This window comes from Streptomyces sp. NPDC101194 (assembly GCF_044767885.1).
GTDB lineage: Bacteria > Actinomycetota > Actinomycetes > Streptomycetales > Streptomycetaceae > Streptomyces.
Genome location: NZ_JBIWOS010000003.1, coordinates 675857 through 699357 on the forward strand (window position 1 = coordinate 675857; position 23501 = coordinate 699357).

Genomic DNA, 23501 nt, shown 5'->3' on the forward strand with positions numbered 1-23501 from the left:
GAACGATGGAAACGGCTTCCGGCCCGGCCCTGGAGAGGGCTGGAGCCGACGACCGTCGGGCTGGGAATGTACCGACGGCGCGGGTTTGGCCTCAGAACTGCACAGCGCACTGAACGGCTGCTGTATTCCTTCCGTGGCGGTCACCTCTTAAGTCATCGCACTGTTTCAAGGAGTGTTACGCCCAATCCGCGTGGCCCGAGTCACACCTCATTTGCGACGAACGTGACCAGGAGCGCCATCCCACCACAATTGTGCCGCCGGACCGCCCGGGCCCGGCGACACGTGGTTCGTACACCCTGGCCGTGCTGCGCTCAGTGCTCGCGGGGCGCGGGCACCACCCGCTCCACCTCGGGGTGGACGACGAGCAGTTGACGCATGGCCGCCTCGGCGCCCGCCGCGTCACCGGACGCGAGGGCGTCGACGATTCGCGCGTGGTGCCCGAGGGACACCTCAGTGGGGCGGTCGCAGCCCGTGACGCTGCCGCCGGAGACCTGCAGGGCCGCGGAAACAATGCCGGAGAGGTGCTCGAGCATGCGATTGCCAGCCGCCTGAATGAGCAGGGAATGGAATTCCACATCGGCCCTGGAGCAGGTGATCCCGTCACCCTGCCCGAGCGCATGCCCCATGATCTCGACCATGTCACCGAGGCGCTGCTGAATGTCCTCTCGGCCATGACCTGCGGCAAGACGGGCAGCGAGCGGCTCGATCGTCCACCGGAGCTCCCCCAGCTCACGACGCTGGTCCTCGCGCTGAGGACCGAAGGCGCGCCATTCGATGATGTCGGGGTCCAGCAGATTCCAGTCACTGACCGGACGGACCCGGGTACCCACGTTGGGCCGGGCACTGACCAGGCCCTTGGCCTCAAGGACGCGCAGCGACTCACGTACGACGGTGCGGGAGACCTCGAAACGCTGACCGATCTCCTCCGGCACCAGAGGACGGTCGGCGCCCAGGTCACCGGAGACGATCATCTGGCCCAACTGCTGAACGAGTTGGCCGTGGAGGCCGCGGCCACGACTGGCCGAGCCCCGCCGGCCCGCCCGACCGAGGTCGGCATCCGGGCCGTCCCAGGAACGAAGAGGGGCGCGCTCGCCGGCCGGCGCCTCCGCGTACGGGTAGCGATCGAGTTCACCCGGGCCGGCGAGGCCGGAATCGGCGGAGCGGGCGGCGGTCATCATGGTGTGCGCAAGGGTACTCACGCATCCTTTGTCGGCGCGGCTCGCCCGGCCCTTGAGGTCTTTGGTGAAAAGCACACGAAAGGGTGATCGGCACCCACCCCCCAATTGACGCCTTATTGGTGGAAATCGGGCAACTTCCCGGAAGTTTCCGGCTGCGAGCGCTCCGTCATCGCGCCGCGATCACCAACGGACCCTGCTGCGAAGGCTGGTGAACAGATACGCACAGATCAGGACCGACAGCGACAGTGACAGCGCGGTCCCCACCGGGTGCGCCACCACGCGCACGACGACCGCCACCCATCGGTCCGTCTCGTGTGGCCAGTACGGCCACATCAGCTCTCGAAGCCTGCCTGGAAGGCCGTCGATCGAACGAGAGGCCGATCCTGTCAGCACGTTCTGGACAAGCGGGACAACGAGCACCGGAACGGCCAGCACCGCAGCGACACCGGCCGTCGCCACTCTGAAGACTCCAGCGGCCAGGAGACCCAGCCAGGCGCAGCCCACGGTCAGCCCCACCCAACTCGCACCCATGGCTACCGGATTCGCTGGAATCCGTAGCAAATCGTCGCCATAGACCAGGTGGAGAGCTTCGGCGGCGGTCAGCACGACAGCCACTGCGAGCACCAGGGCGACGCCCGCCGATACCAGCAGTTTGGCAAGGAGCAGCCCAAGACGGCGGGGGACGGTGCCTCGGCCCGCCGCGAGCGCGGGGTAGCGGAATTCGTCGCCGAACGAGATGGCGCCGAGCACTCCTGCCCCGATGGCCGCAGGTGGCAACGGCAGCGATGACGGCCACGCCGCCAGCACTTTCGGCAGCTGAGCGTGGCCGGAGCGGGCGAGGAGGACGGAGAGTCCGGCCGAGACGACAAGAACGGCGGCCATGACCAGGGGTGCGGTTCCGACCCCGAGAAGGCGACGGAGTTCGTAGCGCAGGGGGCGGAGCGGGCTGCGGGCCGGGCGGCGCCGGATGGATGGCAGCGATTTCGAGCGGGACGCACGCACGGCCGACCGCGGTGCGGCTTCCCTCTCGCCGTGAGCGTGGTCCGCAGGGGTCGTGGCACCCGCGGGACCGGTGTCGGCGACCTCGTCGGCGAGTTGATGCACCGGGAGACCGTGCCGGAATGCCGCGTCGCCGATCTCCGCACAGGTGGAGCCGTACACGGAGAGGCGGCCGCTCGCCTCGGTGATCACCTCGACCGAGCGTCTGGCCGCTCGGGCCTCGCGACCGACGACGGCAGCGAGGCGGGCCGCGTGCGGGGTCCGTACCGAGACCCGGGGACGGAGGCGGGTCCGGGAGAAGTCGCCGGCGTCCTGGTCCGCGACGAGTCGTCCGTGCTCGATGGTGACCACGCGGTCGGCAGCTCGCGCGGCCTCCTTGGGGTCGGCCGTGGTGTAGAGAACGGTCCCGTCCTGGCCCGCATGGGACTGCAACAGCTCGTGCAGCCAGCACTCCTCGCGCGGAGAGAGGCCCTCCGCGGGATCGTCGAGAACCAGCGTGTGCGGGTCACCGAGCAGCGCCGAAGCGAGGGCGAGCAGGCGGTCCATGCCGAGCGAGAGCGTGCCGATGCGCTGGTCCCGGAGTCCGGCGAGACCGACGGCTTCGAGCAACTCGTCGGCCCGGGACGCCGGCACGCCCGCGGCGGCGCAGAGCATGCGGAGCTGGCCTCGGACGGTGCGGGCGGGGTGTCCCGGCACATCCCCGAGGAGTACGCCCACCTCACGCGCCGGGTGGCGGATGCGGTGCAGCGGTCTGCCCCGGAAGTAGGTGACCCCCCGGCCCGAGTCGAGTTCGAGCATCAGGCGCAGAGCTGCGGTCTTGCCCGAACCGGGAGCCCCCAGAAGTGCGGTGACCTGGCCGGGCCGGGCTTCGAAGGTGAGATCGTCCACGGCGACCGGGAGGCCGCGGCGGGGGGAACTGGTGAGTCCGATGGCCTGGAGCATCGCTTCTCTCGCGGGAGGTGAGACCGCTCGGCGGCAGGGCGGGTACCTCAGCAAGATAACGCGGCATATCCGACTTTTCGCGCACCACTGACCTCACGGGCGCTCCGTGGGGTCAGACTTCCGGCCTCAGCATCGGCGGGTTGAGGACCGTGGCCGCCCCGGCTCGGAAGAGCTGGGCGGGACGGCCGCCCTGTCGCGTGGTCGTCCCGCCCGCAGGCACCAGGAATCCCGGCGTCCCTGTCACCTTGCGGTGAAAGTTCCGCGGGTCGAGGACCACGCCCCATACCGCCTCGTACACCCTCCGAAGCTCACCGACCGTGAACGCCGGCGGGCAGAACGCGGTGGCCAGGGAGGAGTACTCGATCTTGGAACGGGCCCGCTCGACACCGTCGGCAAGAATCTGCGCGTGATCGAAGGCCAACGGAGCCTGATTTTCGCCCTCATGGCCTACCCCGCCCTCCGGGCCGAGCAGATCCCCCACTGGCGCCCAACGCGCGCTGTTCGCATCGCCGCCCGCCCGCGGGGCCGGCAGATCGGGGGCCAGAGCGAGGTGAGCGACGCTCACCACCCTCATCCGGGGATCGCGCCCCGGGTCGCCGTAGGTGGCCAGCTGTTCCAGATGGGCGCCATTTCCCACTGCCGGCGCGGCCGGATCCTGGGCACACAGCCCGGTCTCCTCGACGAGTTCACGCGCTGCCGCGGCCCCGAGATCCTCATCGGCTTTGACGAACCCGCCGGGCAGCGCCCATCGCCCCTGGAAGGGAGGCTCACCGCGGCGAACCACCAGCGCACAGAGCGCATGGCGGCGCACCGTGAGCACAACCAGGTCGACGGTGACAGCGAAGGGCGGAAAGGTCGACGGGTCGTAGGGCGGCATGCGGTGATCATAGTCGTCTGCCTGACGATAAACACTCCCTTCGCCATGCTCCTCGGCCCGACCGGCTTCGCCGTGCTCGTCGCGCCGCTCGGCGCCGTACTCGTCGTCCGTCAGGGCGCCGGATTCCTCGTCGGAGCCCGGCATCGTTGTCCGGGAGCGTCCCGAGGGCAGGGCCCCGGCGCTGCTGCGACGCAGTCTCCGGCCGCGGGTCCTCGGCAAGGCAGGCCGGCGCCGTCCGGCATTTCGCGCCCAGGGTGGGAAGGGGCGGCGGTGATCCTCCACCTGCGCTCCGGGATCCCTGGATGCCTCGGCAGGAGAAGCGACCGGGTGAGTCGGCCCGAGCGTGCCGGAAAGTGCTCGCGGCAGGATCTCACGACCGCCGCTCTCCGCTCAGTGCGGATCAGGGGGTTCGCGATATCGGAACGCTGATCAGACGTGCCGCTGAGCGACGAGCAGCGGGGATCACCGACCGCTCCTGGACCCGCGGCGGCCGGGAGAGGCCTGCCCGGACCGCCGTCGGGCAGCGGCCGTACCGGGGCGGGCGGAGCCGGATGGAGTCTTCCTCGGCCGCGTGGCGGTCCGGCGTACCGGGCGAGGCCGTGTGCTCCGGTCCGTGCCGCGGACTCGCCGGATGGTCCGGGCGCGGCGTTCCCCTCGGAGACAACGGCGAAGCGTCTCCGGATCGAGCCCCTGGTTGCACGCCTCGTGGAGAAGTTGAGCAAAGGTGTACCCGGGGTCCACACGCAGGGCGAGCCCCAGCGCGACCCGTGCGGCCGGCTCGTCCCCCGTCGACCAGGAGACCCACCCTGCCAAGGTCAGCGGTGCCGCGGCGTGCTCCTCGTACGGTGCGACGCAGCGACGGGACAGCGCCTGCCAGAGCCGTAACGCGGAACCTGCCTCCGGCCCTTCCATCCATTCGGCGGCCCTGTCGCGGGTCTCCCGGTCCTGCAGCCCGAGGATCACCGTGGCGGCCTCGTCGTGACTGATCAACCGGTCGTCGTCGAAGTCCGATGCGGAGGGCATGACGACCGGTGCCTCACTGAGCCGTTTCATGAGCTGCCGGGCGAGCCCCAAGGTCTCTCGGGCCACGTCCAGGCGACCCACCTCGTCCAAGATCTTCGGCACCAGCTCGGCCCCGGCCGAGTCGAGCGCCCGTTGCTGCTCCGCAGCGGCCGGGGTGCGCAGAGGCATGAGCCTGGCTTCCATCTGCCGCAGCGTTCCGCGCACCTGAATACCCGCGTATGCGGCGGCGGCCGCCATCACCGAGGTGCCGGGCAGGGCCAACGGATTCCCCTCGGTCGGGCAGCAGCGCTCATCCGGGCAGCAGTACGACCAGTACCGGCCGTCCGAGATGCAGAGCGCTTCGAGAACGGGCACATCGAGCGCACCGCACGCCGTACGCAGGCGCTGGGCGAGGGGCCGGAGCCGCTCCATGATCAGACTGCCGCTCTCGCCTTCGGCCGGATCCTGGCAGAGAAAGATGACGATCGCGTCAGGACGCTCCCCGCGCCGCTCGCTTCCCTTGATCAGGCACTCGGCAAGCTGCTCGGCGACGGGCGGCCATTCCTGCGGTGACTGCGGGATGCCGAGCCTGAGCCGCCCGCCGAAGCGACCCCGGCCACCGTGCAGGGCGACCATGACCACGCTGTCGTTCGGGTGGAACCCCATGAGGTACGGGAGGGCGTCGGCGAGCTCGGCAGGGCCCCGCAGGGTGATCTGCTGTTCGACCGGACCGTTGGTTTCGTCGTGCTGGTTCATGGCATGACCGTCCCGCGGGCGGCCCATTTCCGCGACCCCTGTGGATAAAGTTATCCACAGGGGTCTTGAGGTCGTTGGCGCATTGTCGTAGCCATCGGGTTGCATGGGGACACGCCGTCCAGGCCGAGGTGGCGGCCGGGAAGGTGCATGTGCTGCTGGTCAGCCCGGAGGCCCCGTCTTGTCTACACACGAACTCTGTCCGTCGTTCAGGAAGTCCTGCGGCCTCTTCGTCGGAGCGCCGACCCGGGTGCCCAGGAGAGACAACGCGGGCAGGCGTGTGGCCGACCGCTGCCGGCCCATGGTTCGGGACCGAGCGCCGTGCTCCGTGTCGGCGCCGCGCAGGGGTGTGCCCGGCGGCGGCATCGGCTTCGGTGATGGGCGCCGCCAGGCATTCCACCAGGATGGCAGGCGGCACTGACATTGCGGCCGGCGACCGGTACGGGAGCGCCGGGTGCGATGGAGCGGGTTCCGGTGCGGCGGCACCGGCCTGGGCTGGGTTCCGCTCGGTGAGGGACCGTCGGTGCGTGTTCTCGCTCGGCGCGGAGCAGCCCGCACCGACTGCCTTCGCCGCCCTCGGACCGGGCGGCTCGGGCGGTGCGGGGATATGACCCGGTCCCTCTCCGGAGGTGCGGGGCACATATCTCACCGGAGCCGGTCGATGTGTTCCGGTGTCCTCGTAGCCACTACGGCGTGGGGGCGACGGTGCGGGCTCGGGCGAGGAGCAGGGCGACGTCGTCAGGCTCGTCACGGCGGCGCAGAGCGTCCAACAGGTGGTCGCAGGTTTCCTCCAGCCGACGCGGCGATCCCGCAAGGAGCCGCAGGAGAACGGCCAGTCGCGTGTCGAGGGCGTGGCCGCGGGTTTCGATCAGTCCGTCGGTGTAGAGCAGCAACCCGTCTCCGGGCTCGATCCGCAACCGGCTGGTCTCGAAGGGAACGCTCCCCACGCCGAGGGGCGCTCCGGTGGGGAGGTCGAGGAAGCGCGGGGCACCGGCGGCGGGGATCAGGACCGGCGGCAGGTGACCGGCGGTGGCGATGCTGCAGCAGGCGCGGGACGCGTCGTACACGGCATATGTGCAGGTGGCGAACCGTTGCTCCAGGTCGCCCGTGATGCGGTCGAGGTGGCGCAGGACCGCGGCGGGGTCCAGGTCGAGCGCGGCCAGGGTACGGGTGGCGGTGCGCAGCTGACCCATGGTGGCGGCGGCGCCGGTGCCGCTGCCCATGACGTCGCCGATGACCAGGGCGGTCTTGTCGCCGGACAACGCGATGACGTCGTACCAGTCGCCGCCTATTCCGCAGATGGTCGAGGCGGGCTGGTAGCGGCAGGCGATGTCCAGGCCTGGCCGGTGCGGCGGTTTCTGGGGCAGGAGGCTGCGTTGGAGGTTCTCGGCGGCCTGGCGCTGGTTCTGGTACCAGCGGGCGTGGTCGATGCTGACGGCGGCGCGGGAGGCCAGTTCCAGGGCCAGGGCGGTGTCGTCCTCGCTGAAGGGCAGCGGATTGCGGGCGCGGGCGAGGCCCAGCGCGCCGAGCACGCGGCCGCGGGCGATGAGCGGGACGGCGAGGCAGGAGCGTACCCCGGCCTCGGCCAGGACGGCGGCGGCATGGGAGGGGGCGATGTGAGCGAGGTCCTGGGCCGTGACGTGGGCAGCGAGGACCGGTCGGCCGGTGGTGATGCACCGGGTGATCAGGTGGTCGGGCTCGTACCGGGCGAGATGCCCGGGGGGCACGGGGACGGCCGGGGCGGGGTCGGCAGCGACGGACAGGGTGCGGAGGGCGGCCGGGCCGTCGGGCGCCCAGTCGCTGTCGCCACCCTGGAGCACGGCCTCCAGGATGTCGACCGCGGCGAGGTCTGCCAGTTCGGGCACACAGGTGCGGGCGAGTTCGTCGGCGGTGGTGTCCAGGTCCAGAGTGGTGCCGATGCGTGTCGAGGCGTCCGCGATCAGGGCAAGGCGTCGCCGCGCCGCGGCCGCCTCGGAGGACGCGCGGTGCTGTTCGGTGACGTCCACGAGTTCGAGGGCGAGTCCGAGCACCTGCCCGGCGCTGTCCTCGAGCCGGTAGTAGGAGGCCGACCAGGCGTGCACGCGGCCCGGGTCGGAGGGGGTGGGAGCGAGTGCGAACTGGTTCACCAGCGGGTCTCCGCTTTCCAGTACGCGGCGCATCGCTGCCTCGACCGGGCCGGCGTCCATGAAGTCCAGCACCTCACGCACGGGACGGCCGACCTGCCGATCGGCCGGTCGGCCGTTGATGCGCTCCAGCGTGGGATTGACCACCAGGTACCGCAGATCGGGATCCAGGATCCCCAGCCCTATCGGAGACTGCGAGACCAGGCGGGCGGAGAGCGCGAGGTCACGCTCCATACGCTGGAGAACGGCCTGATCCGCGGCGATCCCCAGCGCGTAGAAATCCCCGTGCTCACCCTCCAGCCGCACGTTCCGGAACTCCACCAGGCGGGTGCTGCCGTCCTTGTGCCGTACGGGAAAGGCCCCCGCCCAGCTCGTACCCTCCGCCATCACCTGGGAGAACAGCTCGGTGACCAGGTCCAGGTGCTGCTCGTCGACCATCAGCCGGGCCGCGGACCGTCCCAGGGCCTCCCGGGCGCTGTAGCCGAAGATCTGCTGCGCCTGAGGGCTCCAGAACACCACGCGCCCCCGCGCGTCCAGCACCACCGCCGAAACACTGAGCAGGTCGATCAGACCACCGGACGGAGCCCCAGGCGCGCGCCCGGCACCTCCCACCAAGGGTTCGGCAGACCTCACCGGTCGCCACCTCGCTCCTCGCTGTGTCACCGGCCGATCACCACCATGGTCTCTCACCTCGGCCCTGTCGGCAGCACAGCCGCGGATCGCACGGAAGCGGACGGCACCCGGCGCGCAGTCGCACAGCGTCGTTCCATGGGAGAGACGCCACCACTTATGGATCAAGTGTTCTATAGATTTCCCGGATGGTCAGTGATCTTCTCCGTCTCACCGTCCTGGGGTCCGCGACGCCCTACGCGAGCGTGGACAACCCGTGTTCCGGCTATCTGGTGTCCAGCGGCGACACCCGGATCTGGGTGGACGCGGGCAGCGGGACACTGGCGCAGTTGCAGCGACACGTCCGGCTGGACGAGCTGGACGCGATCTGGATCTCGCACCTGCACGCCGATCACAGCGCGGATCTGCTCACCGCCTACTACGCGGCGCTCTTCGCGGACATACAACTCGCCGCGCCCATCCCCCTGTTCGGGCCACCGGGCATCGCCGCGCGGCTCGTCCACTTCCTGACGAACACCTCGCGGAGCAGCCCGGTCGAGTCCGCCTTCGCCATTCATGAGCTGCATGACGGGCATCAGGCACGCGTCGGCGCACTCACCTTGACCAGCCGGGCGGTGGCACACGGCATCCCGGCCTTCGCCGTACGCATCGAGGCCGGGAACCGATCGCTGGTCTACTCCGGAGACACAGCGCCGTGCGCGAACCTCACACGGCTGGCCGAAGGGTGCGATGTGCTGCTGTGCGAGGCCGAGAGCACCCGAGCGCCGACCGAGGGCGAACAGGTGCACCACACGCCCGAAGACACCGGTGACACGGCCGACGCGGCCCGGGCAGGCCGTTTGATCGTCACCCATGTCGGCCGGTTCCTCACCCCGCAGCAGGCGGTGGCACGCGCCTCGGCCCGGTTCGACGGCCCCGTCGACCACGCCGCGCCCGGTGCCACCTTCTCGATCGGTTAGAGCCTCTCGTTCGGAGCGTGCCGGGCTCGCGTGCCCCGGTGCCCCGCCGCGTCGCCGCCGGTCGCCATGGCAGCCTCCCCGGGATCCCGGCTCCGTTCGAGCAGGGAGACCCGTCCGACTCCCTTCTCCGCCTCACGATCCACGGACCCGGCCCCGCTCGCCGAGCCGGCCCGGTCCGAACGAACGCCCCTGCGCCCGTCCGTCTCCAGGCGTCGGCCCGGACCGCTGCCGTCGGCGTCGTGGCCGCGCTTCGGCGTCGTCACCCCCGAACTCGGCACGCCGAGCCGTGGTCCGTCGGACACGAGGCGGGACATCTCAGCCTGCCGAAGCGAGGACCAACGGAAGGACTTGTTCGCTGCCTGCCCGGCGCAGCAGGCGGGCAGCGACTGCGAGGGTCCAGCCGGACTCGGTGGAATCGTCCACGAGCAGGACGGGGCCCGGAGAACTCGTCAGGGCGTCGGCCAGCTCCTCGGAGACTGCGAAGCTGCCGGACAGCGCCCGAAGGCGTTGGGCGGAGTTGCTGCGGCGCGCCGCGTGCGCGCCGCTCGGACCGGTGTACGTCAGGGTGCCCAGAAAGGGGAGACGGCCGATGGTCGCGATTCCCTGGGCGAGGGAGCCCACCAACCGGGGTCGGGTCAGAGACGGTACAGCAACCACTCCCACCGGCCGGGCCGAGGCGTCCGGGACGTTCGGCGCCCAACCGCCCGGCGAGCGTGCCCAGTCGGCGAGGACCGCCACCGCGGCGCGCAGAACGTCGTCGGGGACCGGAGCGTCGGGCGTGTTCTCGGCCAGCAGCGGACGCAGTCGGTTGCCCCAGCCGATGTCCGAGAGCCGTCCGAGGGCACGCCCGGTGGAACACTGCTCCTTGGCCGGAATGCGCCCCTTGAGCTCGATGCCCAGTGCGGGCATCCCCGTCGGCCACATCCGGCGCGGCTCGACCTCCACCCCCGGGCGATCGAGTTCCTTCGTCGCCCCCGTCAACGTCTCCGCCGAGACAGCCGGATCGGCCCAGGCTCCCGCACAGTTGTCGCAGCGACCGCACGGGGCGGCGCCCTCGTCGTCCAGCTGTCGGCGCAGGAACTCCATCCGACACCGGGACGTGCTCGCGTAATCGCGCATGGCCTGCTGTTCGGCAGCCCGCTGCCGCGCCACCCATGCATAACGTTCGGCCTCGTACACCCACTCGGTTCCCGTGGCGGTCCAGCCGCCCTTCACCCGCTTGACCGCGCCATCGACATCGAGCACCTTCAGCATCGACTCCAGTCGGCTGCGCCGCAGATCCACCGCCGCCTCCAGGGCCGGCACCGACAGCGGCCGTCCCGCACCGGCGAGGGCCGAGAGGGTCTGGCGGACCTGCGCCTCGGGCGGGAAGGCCGTATCGGCGAAGTAGCGCCAGATGGCCTCGTCCTCCTTGCCCGGCAGCAGCAGGACATCGGCGTGCTCGACCCCGCGGCCGGCACGGCCCACCTGCTGGTAGTAGGCGATCGGCGAGGACGGCGAACCCAGATGCACCACGAAACCCAGGTCCGGCTTGTCGTAACCCATGCCCAGCGCCGACGTCGCGACCAGCGCCTTCACCCGGTTCTCCTGCAGGTCTGCCTCGGCCTGCAGCCGGTCCGCGTTCTCCGTCTTCCCCGTGTACGAGGCCACGCGGAAGCCGCGCTGACGCAGGAAGGCGGTGGCCTCCTCGGCCGCGGCGACCGTGAGGGTGTAGATGATTCCGGAACCTTGCAGATCATCCAGGTGTTCGGCGAGCCAGGCCAGGCGGTGCGCGGCGTCCGGCAGCCGGACCACACCCAGCCGCAGACTCTCCCTGTCCAGTCGGCCGCGCAGCACCAGGGCCTCGCCGGCACCGGTGCCCAACTGCTCGGCCACATCCGCGGTGACCCGCGCGTTGGCGGTCGCGGTGGTGGCCAGCACCGGCACACCGGCGGGCAGCTCGGTCAGCATCGCCCGCAGCCGCCGGTAGTCGGGGCGGAAGTCGTGGCCCCAGTCGGAGATGCAGTGCGCCTCGTCGACCACGAGCAGACCGGTCGTGGCCGCGAGCTCGGGCAGCACCTGATCGCGGAAATCGACAGAATTGAGGCGCTCCGGACTCACGAGGAGAACATCGGTCTCACCGCGCTCGACCTCCCCGTAGATCGTCTCCCATTCCTCCGGGTTGGCCGAGTTGATGGTGCGCGCGTGGATGCCGGCCCGCGCCGCCGACTCGACCTGGTTGCGCATCAGCGCCAGCAGCGGCGAGATGATCACCGTCGGGCCGGCGCCACGCCGGCGCAGCAGAGCGGTGGCCACGAAGTACACCGCCGACTTGCCCCAACCCGTGCGCTGCACCACCAGCGCACGCCGGCGCTGCTCCACCAGAGCCGCCACCGCCTGCCACTGGTCCTCCCGGAGCCGCGCCGAACCGCTCGGATCCCCGACGAGCTCAGCGAGAATGGCGTCGGCTTCGGTGCGGAGCTCCAGGTTGTCCATGCCCCCATGCAACCCGATGGCAAGGACAATCGACCAATTCACCCCACGTGACGATCTGCTCACAAGAGGTGTCGTCCGCGCACCGATCGAGGACCGCGGGCCGGGGCGGCTCGCCCACGCCCCTCACCGATGGCTGCGTCCGGGCAGGTCGGAACGCCGGTTCCGCCCGGCGCCCGACACCTTCCCGGTGCGGTGGCCGAGCGGCTCGGCCACCCCGTATTCCGGGACCGGTTCCTGCCCCGGCTTGCCGCGGCGACCGTTGCACCGCCGCGGCGTCGGCGGTGTTTCCGCTGGTACCGGCCGTTCGAACGTGACGGGAGGCATTACCCGGGCACGGCGCGGGCAGGGATATCAGAGTCATTTCGCCCGATACCCGTCTGCTGTGCCAATTGCTCGTTGCCGCCCGCCGATACGCCAGGAAGAATTGGGTTCGCTCCCCGCACGGTCCTTTCGCGGCCCGGAAGGGCTGTGCCGCGGTGCGCCCCCACTCGACCTTGCCCGCACCGTGGGCGCGTATGCGAAGGGAGGACCGTGACCTTCGGATTCGCTCCGTCCGCAGAGACTTCGATGCCGACGTCTTCGACGTCCACCGAATCCGCCAACCGCCTGGCCCGGTTGCTGGAACCGGCCGAGTGGGCAGAGGCGGGCATACCCCTGTTGCGCAGCCCGCGCGAGGTTGTCAGCGGCCTGCACGCCCGCCACCGGCCGACGCCGACAACCGCTGTCGTCGCCGTGCTCGACCACGAGGAACGCCTCGCGGCCAGTGCCTCGTTCACGCGCCGCTCGATGACCGCGGACGGCTGGGAGTTCCGCAACGCGTTGCTGTCGAATCTGCGCCGGGTCATCCCGCACGACCTCCGCCGCCGCACTCCCGTCCGTACCGCGGTACTGCTCTACTGCCGTGAAGGCGACGAGCGTTGGACGGAGGAGGACGGCGCGTGGATGTGGGGCCTGCGGGACGCCTGCACCTTGCACGGCCTGCGGTGCGGCTCGTACATCACGCTCACCCGCGGCGGCTGGCAGGTGCTGGGCGAGGGCCGGGGCGGACGTCGGCCCGACTCCACATCACAGCCGTCCGCGCTCGCCGACACGACACTCGGCCGCGTTCCCGTGCCACTGCGCACCGGCGGCGGCGCCGCTCAGGCGCAACGGCGAACCGCGGCACGCTGACCGGTGGTCGCGGGCCCGGCCGCCCCGTCGGGCAGCCGGGTCACCACGTTTCGGTGTCCTGCGGCTCAGACGCCGGCGCCGAGCACCGCGTTGATCGTCCGAGGGTCCCCGCAGACGATCAGCAGGGCCCCGGCACGTTCACGGGCACCGGACAGCGCGTCGGCGACAGTGTCGCCGCCGTTGACGGCGACGACGACCACAGGCCGCGGTTCGAGCCGGTCCGCGGCTGCGGCACCGGCGAAGAAGACGTCGTCACCGGCTTCGTGCTGGGCCCAGTAGGCGGCGTCACCGAAGGAGAGTTCGTGCACGGCCCACGGGTGCTGCTCACCGGTGGTCAGCACCAGGATGTCGCCCGGTGCGCGCCCGGAGTCGAGCAGCAGATCCACCGCTTCGTCGGCGGCGTCGAGAGCACCGTCGGCCGAGGCGGGAATGAGCTGGATCTGCGGCGCGGAACGATTCTCCGGGCGGGCCGGCTTCGACTGACCGGAGGTGGGGAGCGGGCGCTGCGCCGGGGGCGCGGGCCTCGCGGGGCCGGGACCCGGGCGACCGGGACGCGGCGTGGCCGCTGAACGCGGACCGGGTACAGGACGGGGGGTCGGCGCGGTGCGGCCTGCGGCCGGTGTGACGCGGGGACCCTGGGCGCTCTCGTGAATCTGAGGCTCCTCGGGGATGAGAGGCATGGGTGGTTGTCTATCAAACGCCGACACACGAGGCATCAGCGGGTGGGTGCATGTGCGCGATCAGAAGTCGAAGCCGAGTTGGCCCCCGCTTTCCAGTGCAGCCGCCTCGGCGGAGATACGGACCTTCTTGAGGTGCTGCCACCTGGGCAGCGCGTCCAGGTAGGACCACGAGAGACGGTGATGGGGCGTGGGCCCCCACTGCTCCAGCGCGGCCCTGTGCACAGGCGAGGGATAACCGGCGTTGGCCTCGAAGGCGAAGGCGGCGTACTCACCGGAGTCCGCGCCCAGTTCGGCCATCATCGTGTCCCGTCGCACCTTGGCGATCACCGAAGCCGCTGCGACCGCGATACAGGACTGGTCACCCTTGATCACCGTGCGGACCTGCCAGGGCTCTCCCAGGTAGTCGTGTTTGCCGTCGAGTATCACCGCGTCGGGCCGCACCGGCAGGGCTTCGAGGGCGCGCACGGCGGCCAGCCGAAGCGCAGCCGTCATGCCCAGGTCGTCGATCTCCTGCGGAGAGGCGTCCCCCAGAGCGAACGCGGTGACCCAGTGCTCCAGCAACGGGGCCAGCTCCGCGCGGCGCTTGGGGCTGATCAGCTTGGAGTCGGTGAGTCCGGCAGGAGGTCTGCGAAGGCCGGTGACGGCCGCACACACGGTGACCGGTCCCGCCCACGCTCCGCGTCCGACCTCGTCGACACCGGCGACGGTCTTGGCACCAGTGGTAGCGCGCAGTGAGCGCTCGACGGTGTGCGTGGGTGGTTCGTACGGCATGGCGCCTGTCAGCGTACGCCGATGGGAACGCCGACAACACCCCGGGTCGCCCGATGACCGGCCGGGCCGTGCACCCAGCCGCCGACGGGATCGCCACCAGGTCACGGACCACGGCATTCCGTTTCGCCGGCTGCCGCACATGGGCGCGGCCGCACCTCTTGCGTCCAGCTCGCGTCAGTACGGGTCGTAGGGGTCGTACGGATCGCCTTCGTCGCCACCGAGGTCGCCGCCCCCGCCGGCCGTGCGCGAAGCGTGGCACACCCTCGCGAGGTCGCCCGGACCCCGATCTCCCAGGATGTCGCGGGCCCGCGCCTCGGACCAACTGGTGGCGTACCAAGGGGTGTCCGAGGCTCGCAGCGACCGTTCGATCTCCATGAGGGCGCAAGAGCGCAGTGGCTCCGGCAGTGTGTCCAGGGCAGGCACGGCGTCGGCCGAGAGGCGCTGTACGTAGTCGATGTCGATGGAGTGGTCGTTGCGGTACCGCTGAACGTTCTGCTCGGCGATCAGCCCGTCGGGCGCGATCAGGCCGAACGTCAGCACGGCGACGGCCGCGCTCGCGGCGACGGCCCGTGGCAGCAGTCGGGCACCGACCACACCGGCGACCATGATCAGGACGAGCACCACGCCCAGCCAGAGCTCGACCGCGGCCACGGATATGCGCAGCCGTGTCAGGCCGTACGCCTCCACGTACAGGTCCATGCGCCTCAGTGCGGAGGCCACGACGACAAGGGTGAGCAGACACAGCACGCCGAGCACGCTCCGTACGAGGGTGCGGTCGCTCCCCCGTCCGCGGGGGGCCTGACGCAGGGCGAGCGCGATCACCAACAGGGTGAGGAGCGTGGCCCACAGCAGTTGCCAGAAGCCTTGCCGAGCGTATTGGGAGTAGCTGAGGTCGGTCTCGGCCATCACCTTGTCGTATCCGCCGAGCAGCACGGTGAGCTGGATGGTGATGAAGGCGGCGAACAGCAGATTCAGCACGACGAGGGGCAGTGCCCATTCCAACCGCCCGCGGGCCCTCCCCGGACGAACGGTGACGGCGTCCCAGCGCACCGGGGCGGCCGCCGTGTACGCGGCGGCGAGCGCGCCGACCAGGCCGACCACGAAGAGGAACGACCGCCAGGGGCTGTCGCCCACCGACACATCGGGGACGAGGCTGCCGAGCACATCGGCGAAAGCGGCATCGGCACTTGCGAAGAGCGTCCCGAACACGATGAGCAGGACGACAGCCACCGCAGTGGTGCGGAAGACGACGCCCAACCGGCCTCGGGAGTCCGCCATCCGCTCGCGCACGCCTCGCGCTCCCCAGGCCACACCGCCGGTGACGGAACTGAAGAGACCCAGTGAGCCGAGCAGCACCCCGAGCCAGCCACGACTGCCGTGCAGAGCGAGCGAGCCCAGGGCAACAGCCGACACCACGGCGAGGAAGGTGGGCCATCCGGCATCCCGAAGGGCCGGGACGACGAGGAGAGCCAGACCGCCGACCGCCCAGACAGCTGTCCATGGACGCAGGCGCCGACCGGCGGCCCGAGCGGCGAAGAAGGCCGCGAGCGCGGCGGGAACCGCGACGATCAACAGGTTCGAACCGAGGCCGTCACCCAACAGCAGGGCGCTCAGTGTCGCGGTGGCGAGGACGCAGCAGAGCGTCGCGCTCCGGATGGTGGTGGGTTCGGCCGGACGCAGCCGCGACAGCACCGAGGGCTGGGATGTGCCGTGCTGCCAAGGGTTGGAGGGTGGCTGTTGTCCACCCGGTCGCATGCCGGTCGGCACCTTCTGCGGTTCCGGGGCGGCACCTCGGGGCTCCGGAAGCCGCTCCGTCGACGGCATGGACGACACGGCGGATGCGGCCGGCCCTGACGTCCTGCGCCGCTGCGACGGCTCGGCCTGCTCCGACGGCTCGGGCCGCTCGCCGGCATCCTCCGGCCGGGACGTCTCTGATGCTTGATCGGACATGGGACCCCTCCCCCACCGGGATCCACGCGCACCGCCGGCGGGCAGCACGGGGTACCCCGGCGTCTCGTTCGGTGCACGCCCGCAAGGATGATCACCATGGGCGGCGTGGCCGAAAGAGTAGCTTCCCCATACGGTCGCCGACCGTGCGCGAAAGGGCTGTGGCAGTACCGTGACAGTCGGCGATCCGGCCGACACAGCATGACGACGGCGTTGTCGTCGCCCTCGTCCTACCGCAGCAGCCAGTCCGGCAGTTCCTCGGTCTGCGCCGACCAGTGGGCGGGTGGCGCGCCCGTGCTGCCCGCCGCCAGGATCCCGCCGACGATGGCACAGGTGGTGTCGACATCGCCTCCTGCCTGGGCCGTCACCCAGAAGGCCTGCTCGAAATCGCCGAGGCTTCGCGCCGCCGACCAGAGGGCGAACGGGACGGTGTCGTGTGCACTGGTGCGCCTGCCGTTGCCGAGAACCGCGGCGACCGTCCCCGCGTCGCCGTAGTCGAGCATGTCGCGTGCCCGGCGCAGCCCGGCACCGACCGCGCTGCGCGGCACGAGCGCGATCACACCGTCGAGAAGCTCCGTCGGGGTGGGCGGTCCCGTGGGCGATGCCGCCAGTGCGGCCGCGCCCGCGACGGCCATCGCACCCACGACCGCCTCGCGGTGTTGGTGCGTGGGGTACGAAGAGATCTCGGCCTGGTGCGTGGCCTGCTCCGGGTCGTCCGCGTACCAGGCACCGAGCGGCGCGATGCGCATCGCCGAGCCGTTGCCCCAGGAACCCTGCCCCTTGAACAGCGCGGACGCCAGCTCCCGCCAGTCGCCGCCCTCCCGTACCAGCCTGAGCAACCGGTTCACGGCAGGGCCGTATCCGCGGTCGAAGTCGTGGTGCTCGGCGAAGGAACGCGCGAGCGCGTCCTGGTCGATCCGCTCGTGCTCCGCCAGGACGGCCAGCACCGAGGACGCCATCTCGGTGTCGTCCGTCCACTGCCAGGGGCCGGGGGGAAGCTCGCGCCGCTTCAGCAGGGGGTAGTTGGCCGGCACGAAGAACTGGGATCCCAGTGCGTCTCCCACAGCCAGTCCACGCAAGCTGGCCAAGGCGCGTTCGAGACGTTGGTCGGTTGCAGAGTCAGCGGATGTCATCGCCCTTCCACTCTATCCGGTGATGCCGTACGGCTCGGGTACGCGCCAGCGTTCGAACGGCCGGTCAAGGGTGTAGCGCCCGTCCTCTCCGAGGATCAGCGTCCTCGTCTCCCCGTTGCCCGGATTGGACAGCGACTCGAACTCGGCCACCGACCAGTGGAACCAGCGCATGCAGAACAACCGCATGGTCAGTCCGTGCGTGACCAGCAGCACGTTCGGCGGATGGTCGGGGTCCTCGAAACTCCGGTGGAGACTCTCCAGGAAGGCGCCGACCCTGTCGTACACGTCAGCCCCGGACTCTCCCTGCGCGAAGCGGTAGAAGAAGTGACCGTAGGCGTCCCGGTACGCCTTCTGCAGCCTCACGTCGTCCCGGTCCTGCCAGTTCCCCCAGTCCTGCTCCCGCAGTCGCGGCTCCTCCCGCACCCGCACCCGTTCGAGGTCGAGGCCGAAGGATCTGAACGTCTCGTGCGTGCGGCGGTAGGGGGAGACGTACACGCTGACCCGCTCGCCGTCGAACATCTCGCGCAGCCGCACCCCCGTCTGCCTGGCCTGCCGCAGCCCGGCGGAGGTGAGCCTCAGCGCGTGGTCCGGCTCACGCTCGTACACCGTGTCGTCGACGTTGCCTTCGGACTCCCCGTGCCGGACGAGGACAATGCGTTGCGGTCGTGCCATGTACAGACCCTAGTAGGGCGTCCCGTCCGGGTCATGCCGGGCTCACGAGGACCGGTGCCGTGCCCCGCGGCGTCAGCGTCGGTCGCCGTGGCCCCTTCTTGAGCTCTCGGGTCCGTTCGAGCAGAGGAGGCCCCGTCCGGCTCCCTCCTCCGCCTCGCGGTCCACGGCATCGGGCACCGCTCGCCGATCCGGCTGATCCAACCGGGAGGCCTCGGATCGACCCTGGCTCATTCGAGCAGCTTTCCGGCCTCCATCCGCCGGATGCCTCCGGTGAAGCGGCGGCGCAGCAGCCGGTCGTGGGAGACCACCACCAGCGCGCCCTGCCAGAGGGCCAGCGCTTCCTCCAACTCCTGCACGAGTCCGAGCGCCAGGTGATTCGCGGGCTCGTCGAGCAGCAGCAGGTCCGCCGGCCGGGCCAGCAGACGGGCGAGGGCGAGTCTTCTGCGCTGGCCCGCGGAGAGGGATCCGACCGGCACCCGGAGATCCCGGGGCCGGAACAATCCGTACGAGAGCAGGAGTTCCGCCTGCTCGTCGTCGGTCAGCGGCAGGCCGCGGCCGAACGCCGCGAGCACCCGTTCCGTCGGGCGGTGCGCCGGGATCTCCTGAGCGAGGTAACCGATCCCGCCCTTCCGGACCACGCACCCCGCGTCGGGTTCGAGTACGCCCGCCATGACGCGGAGCAGCGTGGACTTCCCCGCCCCGTTACCGCCGTGGATCAGCAGCTTCTCGCCCGCCGCCACGGAGAGACGGTCGACAGCGAGCCGATCACCCACCCGTACACCCGTCAGGGAGACCAGCTCCCCTTCGGCCGCGCCTGCCGCGGGCCGGGCGGTGAAGCGCAGTGGGTCGGGCGGCCTGGGCACGGGCTCCTCCCGCAGTCGCTCCAGGCGCTTTCGCGCGTTGCGGATCCGCCCGGACACCGAGGCCTGGACCCGGCCCCCCGCCCGGTCGTACGCCATCTTGTTGTTGTCCTTCATGCCACGGCCTGCCGCGACTCCGTGGGCGGTGGTCGCCGTGTACTCCTCCAGTTGCGTCGTCTCCTCGCACCACTGCGCGTAGGACTGCTCCCAGCGCTGCCGCGCGGCGCTCTGCTCGGCCAGGAATCCCGCGTATCCACCGCCGTGACGCACGACGGTCCGGCGGTCGGAGTCGACCTCCAGCACCGCGGTCGCCACCCGTTCCAGGAAGACCCGGTCATGGGACACGGCGATCACCGTGCCGGAATGGGACAGCAGGGCATCCTCCAGCCAGTCGAGAGCGGCTCCGTCCAGGTGGTTCGTGGGTTCGTCGAGCAGCATCACCTCGGGGGACGCCGCGATCAGACAGGCGATGCCGAGCCGTGCCTGCTCACCGCCGGAGAGGCTGCCGAGCTTCCTGTCCCACCCCAGGTGCGCCAGGCCCAGGCCGTGCATCGCCTTCTCGACGCGCGAGTCCGCCTCGTATCCCCCACGCAGCTCGAACGTGGTGAGCAGGTTCCCGTAGGCGGCGAGCGCGGCACTGTCGGCCGTGCCGAGCCCCGTCTCGGACTCCCGCAACTTCCGCTCCATGGTGCGCAATTCGGAGAGGGAGTCATCGATCGCCTCCTGGACCGTGCTGCCCGGTGGCAGCCGTGGAGTCTGGGCCAGCAGCCCCGCGCCACGGTCGGCGGCCGTGAACGCGCTGCCGGAGTCCGGCCGTTCGAGGCCGGCGAGCAGGTGGAGCAAGGTCGTCTTCCCCGCGCCGTTCTCCCCCACGACGCCGATCCGTTCGCCAGGACGCACGGTCAGCGAGACATCGTCGAGCAACAGCCGCTCACCGCGGGTCACGGTCACGTCGCGCAATGAGATCTGCGTGGGCAAGGGCACCTCCGTGCTCGAACGGCCGACAGGGAACGGAACAGCGACGATCGGCGGGGAATCGCGGGGCGCACCCCCACCCGGAGCCGCCCCACGACATCAGTCAAACGCAATCGCTGTCGCATTAAGACGAGTATGGCAGACTGGAACGCACTAACGCAACAGGAGTAGCAATTGACTGAGCAGGAAGCGAACCCGGAGACCGGGCAGGAAGCCGGGCGGGGAAGCGGGGACGAAGCCTCGCCCGGGGCACCCGTCCCCGTGGCCCCGCTCGCCCCCGGCACCCGTCGGCCCGGCGGCCGCACCGCTCGCACCCGGGCGGCGGTCCGGGACGCCGTGCTCACCGGCTTGGCCGAACACGGCTACCCGGGCCTGTCCGTCGAGTACGTCGCAGAGCGTTCCGGCGTTCACAGGACGACCCTCTACCGCCGCTGGGGCACTCTCGAAGGACTGGTCGCGGACGCCCTGGACCTGGCCGGGGAGGACGACTGGACACCACCCGACACCGGCAGCCTGAAAGGGGATCTACGCGCCCTGGCACACACGACAGCCGATGCCTTCACCGCCCCTGCCGCGGCAGCCGCGCCGACCGCGTTCATCGCCGCGGCCTTCCAGTCGAAGCGCGCCGCCGAGGCGTTGACCGCCTTCTACGCCGATCGGTTCACCCGTTGCGAGGACCTCGTCGCGCGCGCCGTCGCACGCGGCGAGCTGGACCGGCGCACGGACGCCGGAGCACTGGTCCGGGCGGTGACCTCACCCCTGTTCCTCAGGCTGTTCATCACTCGCGAGCCCCTCGACGAGAGGCTCGCGGATCAGGCTGCGGACGCGGCGCTGGCGGCTGCCCTGGCGGGCGTCTTCACGCCTGCGCCCCTGACGCCCGGATCCTCTTGAGCCGGTGGCCGGACCGCCCCGGCGCCCCGCCCCGGTCAGGGCAGGTCCAGCACGCTCCGGTCCGGCCCGGTCACACCGTCCAGGACGGCTCGAGCTGCACAACGTCTCCCGCCACCGCGGCCACATCCTCTTCGGTCTGCGCCCGTTGCGTCAGCCGATCGATGCTCCCCGCCCGGTATTTGCCCCGCTCGGCACTGGACTGCCACATGGACAACACGAGGAACTCGTGCCCCGGCGCCTCCCCGAACACCCCTCGCAGCATGCCGGGCGAGCCGGCCATCGCCGGATTCCACACCCTCTCCTGCATCAAGGCGAAATGCTCGACCCGGTCCTCGTGAACCTTGCTGTGCGCCACCCTGACCACATCCGCGTCGGTGAAGCGCGGTTCGAAGCCGGTCTTCACATCGAAACGGTACTCGAACAGCTTGACCTGGATGCTGCTGTACGTACCGGACTGCGCGGCGGCCAGCTGGTCGTGCGCGCGCGCCATGAACGAGTCGTAGAAGACACGGTTCTCCCAGAAGGCGAAGACATGGGCCACGTCCGGACGCCCTCGGCTCCAGCCGCCGCCCTGCCCCCTGAACCCCGGCTCACCCAGCAGCCCCGCCCACTTTCGCTGTCCCCGTTCAAATCCTCGACGGTCCACCACGGTGCAACGAATCCACTTGACCAGCACCGCGCCATCGTACGGTGCCGAACATGGCGCGGGTCACGCTCTGATGGAGTACACGCGAACCGAAGGGCACGGAGCGCAGAATGATCTCCATGGCCTCGTTGCACTCCAACCCCCTGTTCGCCCGCCTCGATTCCGCGGAACGCGTCCTCGTCGCCGGGGCCGGCGGCGGCTTCGACATCTACGCGGGACTTCCTGTCGCGCTCTCCCTCCTCCACCGGGGCAAGCAGGTCCAGCTCGCCAATCTCTCGTTCAGCGCTCTCGAAGGACTGCCCCTCGACGCCTGGCTCGCGCCGGACGTCGCGGTCGTCACCCCCGAAACGGCCCTCCATCAGGCGTATTTCCCCGAGCGGACCCTCGCCCAGTGGCTCGACCTGCATGGCTACCCGAGCGCGGTGCACGCCCTCTCGCGCGTGGGAGTACAGCCGCTTCGAGCCGCCTACCGGGCACTGATCGAGAAGCACGACATCGACGCGGTCGTCCTGGTCGACGGCGGCACGGACATCCTGATGCGCGGCGACGAATCCGGCCTCGGCACACCGGAGGAGGACCTGACCAGCGTCGCGGCGCTCGCCGCGATCGACGTACCGGAACGCCTGGTTGTGTCCATCGGCTTCGGTATCGACGCCTATCACGGGGTGAGTCACGGCCTCGTACTGGAGAACATCGCCGCACTCGAACGGGACGGTTCCTGCCTCGGAGCATTCTCCGTGTCCCGTACGACCCGTGAAGGAGCACTGTTCGTCGACGCGGTGGCACACGCACAGCACCACACCCCCGACCACCCCAGCATCGTCAACGGGTCGATAGCCGCAGCCGTCCAGGGAGCCTTCGGGGACATCCAGTTCACCTCGCGCACGCGTGGCAGCGAACTGTTCATCAATCCCCTGATGACCCTCTGCTTCGCCTTCGAACTGGACGGAGTGGCCCGCCGCTGCCTCTATCTCGACCGCATCGAGGACACCCATCTCATCCGTCAGGTCGGCAGCGCCATCGCGGAGTTCCGGGACGAGGTCCGACAGCGACCGCCCCGCCGCATACCGCACTGAACGGGCCGAACGGGCTGAACGCCCTTGGCCCGATTCCATCGCCGATGACCGAGCCGGTTGGATCCACAGCCCGTTACGGACATGATCAGGTGGTATGAACGGCCCGACGGCCCAGCGGTGAACCAGGGAGGGAAGTCCGATGAGCACGCCCAACAAGGACCTCGAAAAGGTCGAAGTCAGGCTGAAGTGGGATCCCAGCCCACCGGGTGCCCCGGCCCACGACCTCGACATCATCGCGGCCACCTACTTCGCGGAGGCGCCGTACGGCAGTCCCGCGTATCTCGTGCACTTCGACAGCCGTTCGCCGGACGGCACCATCAATCTCGACCGCGACAGCAGGACCGGCCAGGGCTTCGGTTTCGACGAGGTGATGACGCTCGAACTGCACCGGTTGTCGGCCACGTACACCCGGGTCGTCGTCGGCGTCGCCATTCAGCAGCGCGACGGCCGCAAGACGTTCGCCGAGATAGCGAACACGGGCGTACAGGTCCGGGAGGGCTACACGAATCTGGCCGAGGACGACTTCTCCTCCGTCGCCGGCGCCACCGCGGCGACCGTCGCCGAGTTCGTCCGCGGCGCCTCCGGTGTCTGGGAGTTCCACGCAACGGTCCGGGGCTTCGACGGGGACCCCGGTACCTTCGCCGAGATGATGGGCCGCCGTACGCCCGGAGCGTGACGGGCCGCGGACAAGAGTCTGGGCCACGCGCCCTGCCCGGGACGGACGCGGGGAGACCGGTCGTCG

18 protein-coding genes are annotated in these 23501 nt (G+C 70.6%); 5 read left to right on the top strand and 13 right to left on the bottom strand.

Going from position 1 to position 23501, the window contains the following annotated elements:
- Positions 1 to 311: 311 nt before the first annotated feature.
- The 5 genes from ACIRP2_RS16055 to ACIRP2_RS16075 all read right to left on the bottom strand — a co-directional run bounded on the left by ACIRP2_RS16055 (position 312) and on the right by ACIRP2_RS16075 (position 8507).
- Positions 312 to 1199, bottom strand: a complete 888-nt coding sequence (locus ACIRP2_RS16055; RefSeq protein WP_404250600.1) for a FadR/GntR family transcriptional regulator — start codon at positions 1197 to 1199, stop codon at positions 312 to 314.
- Between the two features lie 159 nt (positions 1200 to 1358).
- Positions 1359 to 3119, bottom strand: a complete 1761-nt coding sequence (locus ACIRP2_RS16060) for an ATP-binding cassette domain-containing protein (protein ID WP_404250602.1) — start codon at positions 3117 to 3119, stop codon at positions 1359 to 1361.
- A 112-nt stretch (positions 3120 to 3231) separates the two neighbouring features.
- Positions 3232 to 3996 carry an NUDIX domain-containing protein gene (locus tag ACIRP2_RS16065; RefSeq protein WP_376272453.1) on the bottom strand — a complete coding sequence of 255 codons (765 nt, stop codon included), beginning with the start codon at positions 3994 to 3996 and terminating at the stop codon, positions 3232 to 3234.
- Between the two features lie 462 nt (positions 3997 to 4458).
- On the bottom strand, positions 4459 to 5754 hold the full coding sequence (locus ACIRP2_RS16070; protein WP_404250604.1) for a DUF4192 domain-containing protein: 1296 nt from the start codon (positions 5752 to 5754) through the stop codon (positions 4459 to 4461).
- A gap of 683 nt (positions 5755 to 6437) precedes the next feature.
- Positions 6438 to 8507, bottom strand: coding sequence for a SpoIIE family protein phosphatase (locus ACIRP2_RS16075; RefSeq protein ID WP_404250606.1), 2070 nt, complete (start codon positions 8505 to 8507; stop codon positions 6438 to 6440).
- 185 nt (positions 8508 to 8692) lie between these two features.
- On the opposite strand from ACIRP2_RS16075, the gene ACIRP2_RS16080 reads away from it, so the two are divergent.
- Positions 8693 to 9463: an MBL fold metallo-hydrolase gene (locus tag ACIRP2_RS16080; RefSeq protein ID WP_404250608.1), complete on the top strand. Its 771-nt coding sequence runs from the start codon at positions 8693 to 8695 to the stop codon at positions 9461 to 9463.
- A gap of 315 nt (positions 9464 to 9778) precedes the next feature.
- Here ACIRP2_RS16080 and ACIRP2_RS16085 read toward each other — a convergent pair whose 3' ends face one another.
- Entirely contained in the window at positions 9779 to 11938 is a 2160-nt protein-coding gene (locus tag ACIRP2_RS16085; protein WP_404250610.1) for a RecQ family ATP-dependent DNA helicase, read from the bottom strand.
- A gap of 531 nt (positions 11939 to 12469) precedes the next feature.
- On the opposite strand from ACIRP2_RS16085, the gene ACIRP2_RS16090 reads away from it, so the two are divergent.
- Entirely contained in the window at positions 12470 to 13108 is a 639-nt protein-coding gene (locus tag ACIRP2_RS16090) for a hypothetical protein (protein ID WP_404250612.1), read from the top strand.
- Positions 13109 to 13173: 65 nt separating this feature from the next.
- Here the strand turns inward: ACIRP2_RS16090 and ACIRP2_RS16095 are convergent, their stop codons facing one another.
- From ACIRP2_RS16095 to ACIRP2_RS16120, 6 genes are all read right to left on the bottom strand, one after another.
- Complete coding sequence (locus tag ACIRP2_RS16095; protein ID WP_404250614.1) at positions 13174 to 13788, bottom strand: hypothetical protein; 615 nt, start codon at positions 13786 to 13788, stop codon at positions 13174 to 13176.
- Between the two features lie 60 nt (positions 13789 to 13848).
- A complete protein-coding gene (locus ACIRP2_RS16100) occupies positions 13849 to 14559 on the bottom strand; it encodes a ribonuclease HII (protein WP_404250616.1) in 711 nt (236 codons plus the stop codon).
- A 174-nt stretch (positions 14560 to 14733) separates the two neighbouring features.
- The gene (locus tag ACIRP2_RS16105; RefSeq protein ID WP_404250618.1) at positions 14734 to 16509 is read right to left on the bottom strand and encodes a DUF4153 domain-containing protein; all 1776 of its coding nucleotides are present in this window, start codon (positions 16507 to 16509) and stop codon (positions 14734 to 14736) included.
- A gap of 227 nt (positions 16510 to 16736) precedes the next feature.
- The gene (locus tag ACIRP2_RS16110) at positions 16737 to 17639 is read right to left on the bottom strand and encodes an ADP-ribosylglycohydrolase family protein (RefSeq protein WP_404250620.1); all 903 of its coding nucleotides are present in this window, start codon (positions 17637 to 17639) and stop codon (positions 16737 to 16739) included.
- 12 nt (positions 17640 to 17651) lie between these two features.
- Positions 17652 to 18311, bottom strand: a complete 660-nt coding sequence (locus ACIRP2_RS16115; protein WP_404250622.1) for a histidine phosphatase family protein — start codon at positions 18309 to 18311, stop codon at positions 17652 to 17654.
- Between the two features lie 227 nt (positions 18312 to 18538).
- Positions 18539 to 20149, bottom strand: coding sequence for an ABC-F family ATP-binding cassette domain-containing protein (locus ACIRP2_RS16120; RefSeq protein WP_404250624.1), 1611 nt, complete (start codon positions 20147 to 20149; stop codon positions 18539 to 18541).
- A gap of 258 nt (positions 20150 to 20407) precedes the next feature.
- On the opposite strand from ACIRP2_RS16120, the gene ACIRP2_RS16125 reads away from it, so the two are divergent.
- Positions 20408 to 21037, top strand: a complete 630-nt coding sequence (locus ACIRP2_RS16125; RefSeq protein ID WP_404250854.1) for a TetR/AcrR family transcriptional regulator — start codon at positions 20408 to 20410, stop codon at positions 21035 to 21037.
- A 70-nt stretch (positions 21038 to 21107) separates the two neighbouring features.
- On the opposite strand, the gene ACIRP2_RS16130 is transcribed toward ACIRP2_RS16125, so the two are convergent.
- A complete protein-coding gene (locus tag ACIRP2_RS16130) occupies positions 21108 to 21713 on the bottom strand; it encodes a YdbC family protein (RefSeq protein WP_404250626.1) in 606 nt (201 codons plus the stop codon).
- An 89-nt stretch (positions 21714 to 21802) separates the two neighbouring features.
- On the opposite strand from ACIRP2_RS16130, the gene ACIRP2_RS16135 reads away from it, so the two are divergent.
- Complete coding sequence (locus tag ACIRP2_RS16135; RefSeq protein WP_404250628.1) at positions 21803 to 22759, top strand: DUF1152 domain-containing protein; 957 nt, start codon at positions 21803 to 21805, stop codon at positions 22757 to 22759.
- Positions 22760 to 22898: 139 nt separating this feature from the next.
- A complete protein-coding gene (locus ACIRP2_RS16140) occupies positions 22899 to 23435 on the top strand; it encodes a TerD family protein (RefSeq protein ID WP_404250630.1) in 537 nt (178 codons plus the stop codon).
- The last annotated feature ends 66 nt before the right edge of the window (positions 23436 to 23501 follow it).

Excerpts from the sequence above, each read along its gene's own strand:
- ACIRP2_RS16060 (WP_404250602.1), bottom strand. The coding sequence starts at position 3,119 with ATGCTCCAGGCCATCGGACTCACCAGTTCCCCCCGCCGCGGCCTCCCG.
- ACIRP2_RS16065 (WP_376272453.1), bottom strand. The coding sequence starts at position 3,996 with ATGCCGCCCTACGACCCGTCGACCTTTCCGCCCTTCGCTGTCACCGTC.
- ACIRP2_RS16070 (WP_404250604.1), bottom strand. The coding sequence starts at position 5,754 with ATGAACCAGCACGACGAAACCAACGGTCCGGTCGAACAGCAGATCACC.
- ACIRP2_RS16080 (WP_404250608.1), top strand. The coding sequence starts at position 8,693 with ATGGTCAGTGATCTTCTCCGTCTCACCGTCCTGGGGTCCGCGACGCCC.
- ACIRP2_RS16085 (WP_404250610.1), bottom strand. The coding sequence starts at position 11,938 with ATGGACAACCTGGAGCTCCGCACCGAAGCCGACGCCATTCTCGCTGAG.
- ACIRP2_RS16095 (WP_404250614.1), bottom strand. The coding sequence starts at position 13,788 with ATGCCTCTCATCCCCGAGGAGCCTCAGATTCACGAGAGCGCCCAGGGT.
- ACIRP2_RS16100 (WP_404250616.1), bottom strand. The coding sequence starts at position 14,559 with ATGCCGTACGAACCACCCACGCACACCGTCGAGCGCTCACTGCGCGCT.
- ACIRP2_RS16105 (WP_404250618.1), bottom strand. The coding sequence starts at position 16,509 with ATGTCCGATCAAGCATCAGAGACGTCCCGGCCGGAGGATGCCGGCGAG.
- ACIRP2_RS16110 (WP_404250620.1), bottom strand. The coding sequence starts at position 17,639 with ATGACATCCGCTGACTCTGCAACCGACCAACGTCTCGAACGCGCCTTG.
- ACIRP2_RS16115 (WP_404250622.1), bottom strand. The coding sequence starts at position 18,311 with ATGGCACGACCGCAACGCATTGTCCTCGTCCGGCACGGGGAGTCCGAA.
- ACIRP2_RS16135 (WP_404250628.1), top strand. The coding sequence starts at position 21,803 with ATGGCCTCGTTGCACTCCAACCCCCTGTTCGCCCGCCTCGATTCCGCG.
- ACIRP2_RS16140 (WP_404250630.1), top strand. The coding sequence starts at position 22,899 with ATGAGCACGCCCAACAAGGACCTCGAAAAGGTCGAAGTCAGGCTGAAG.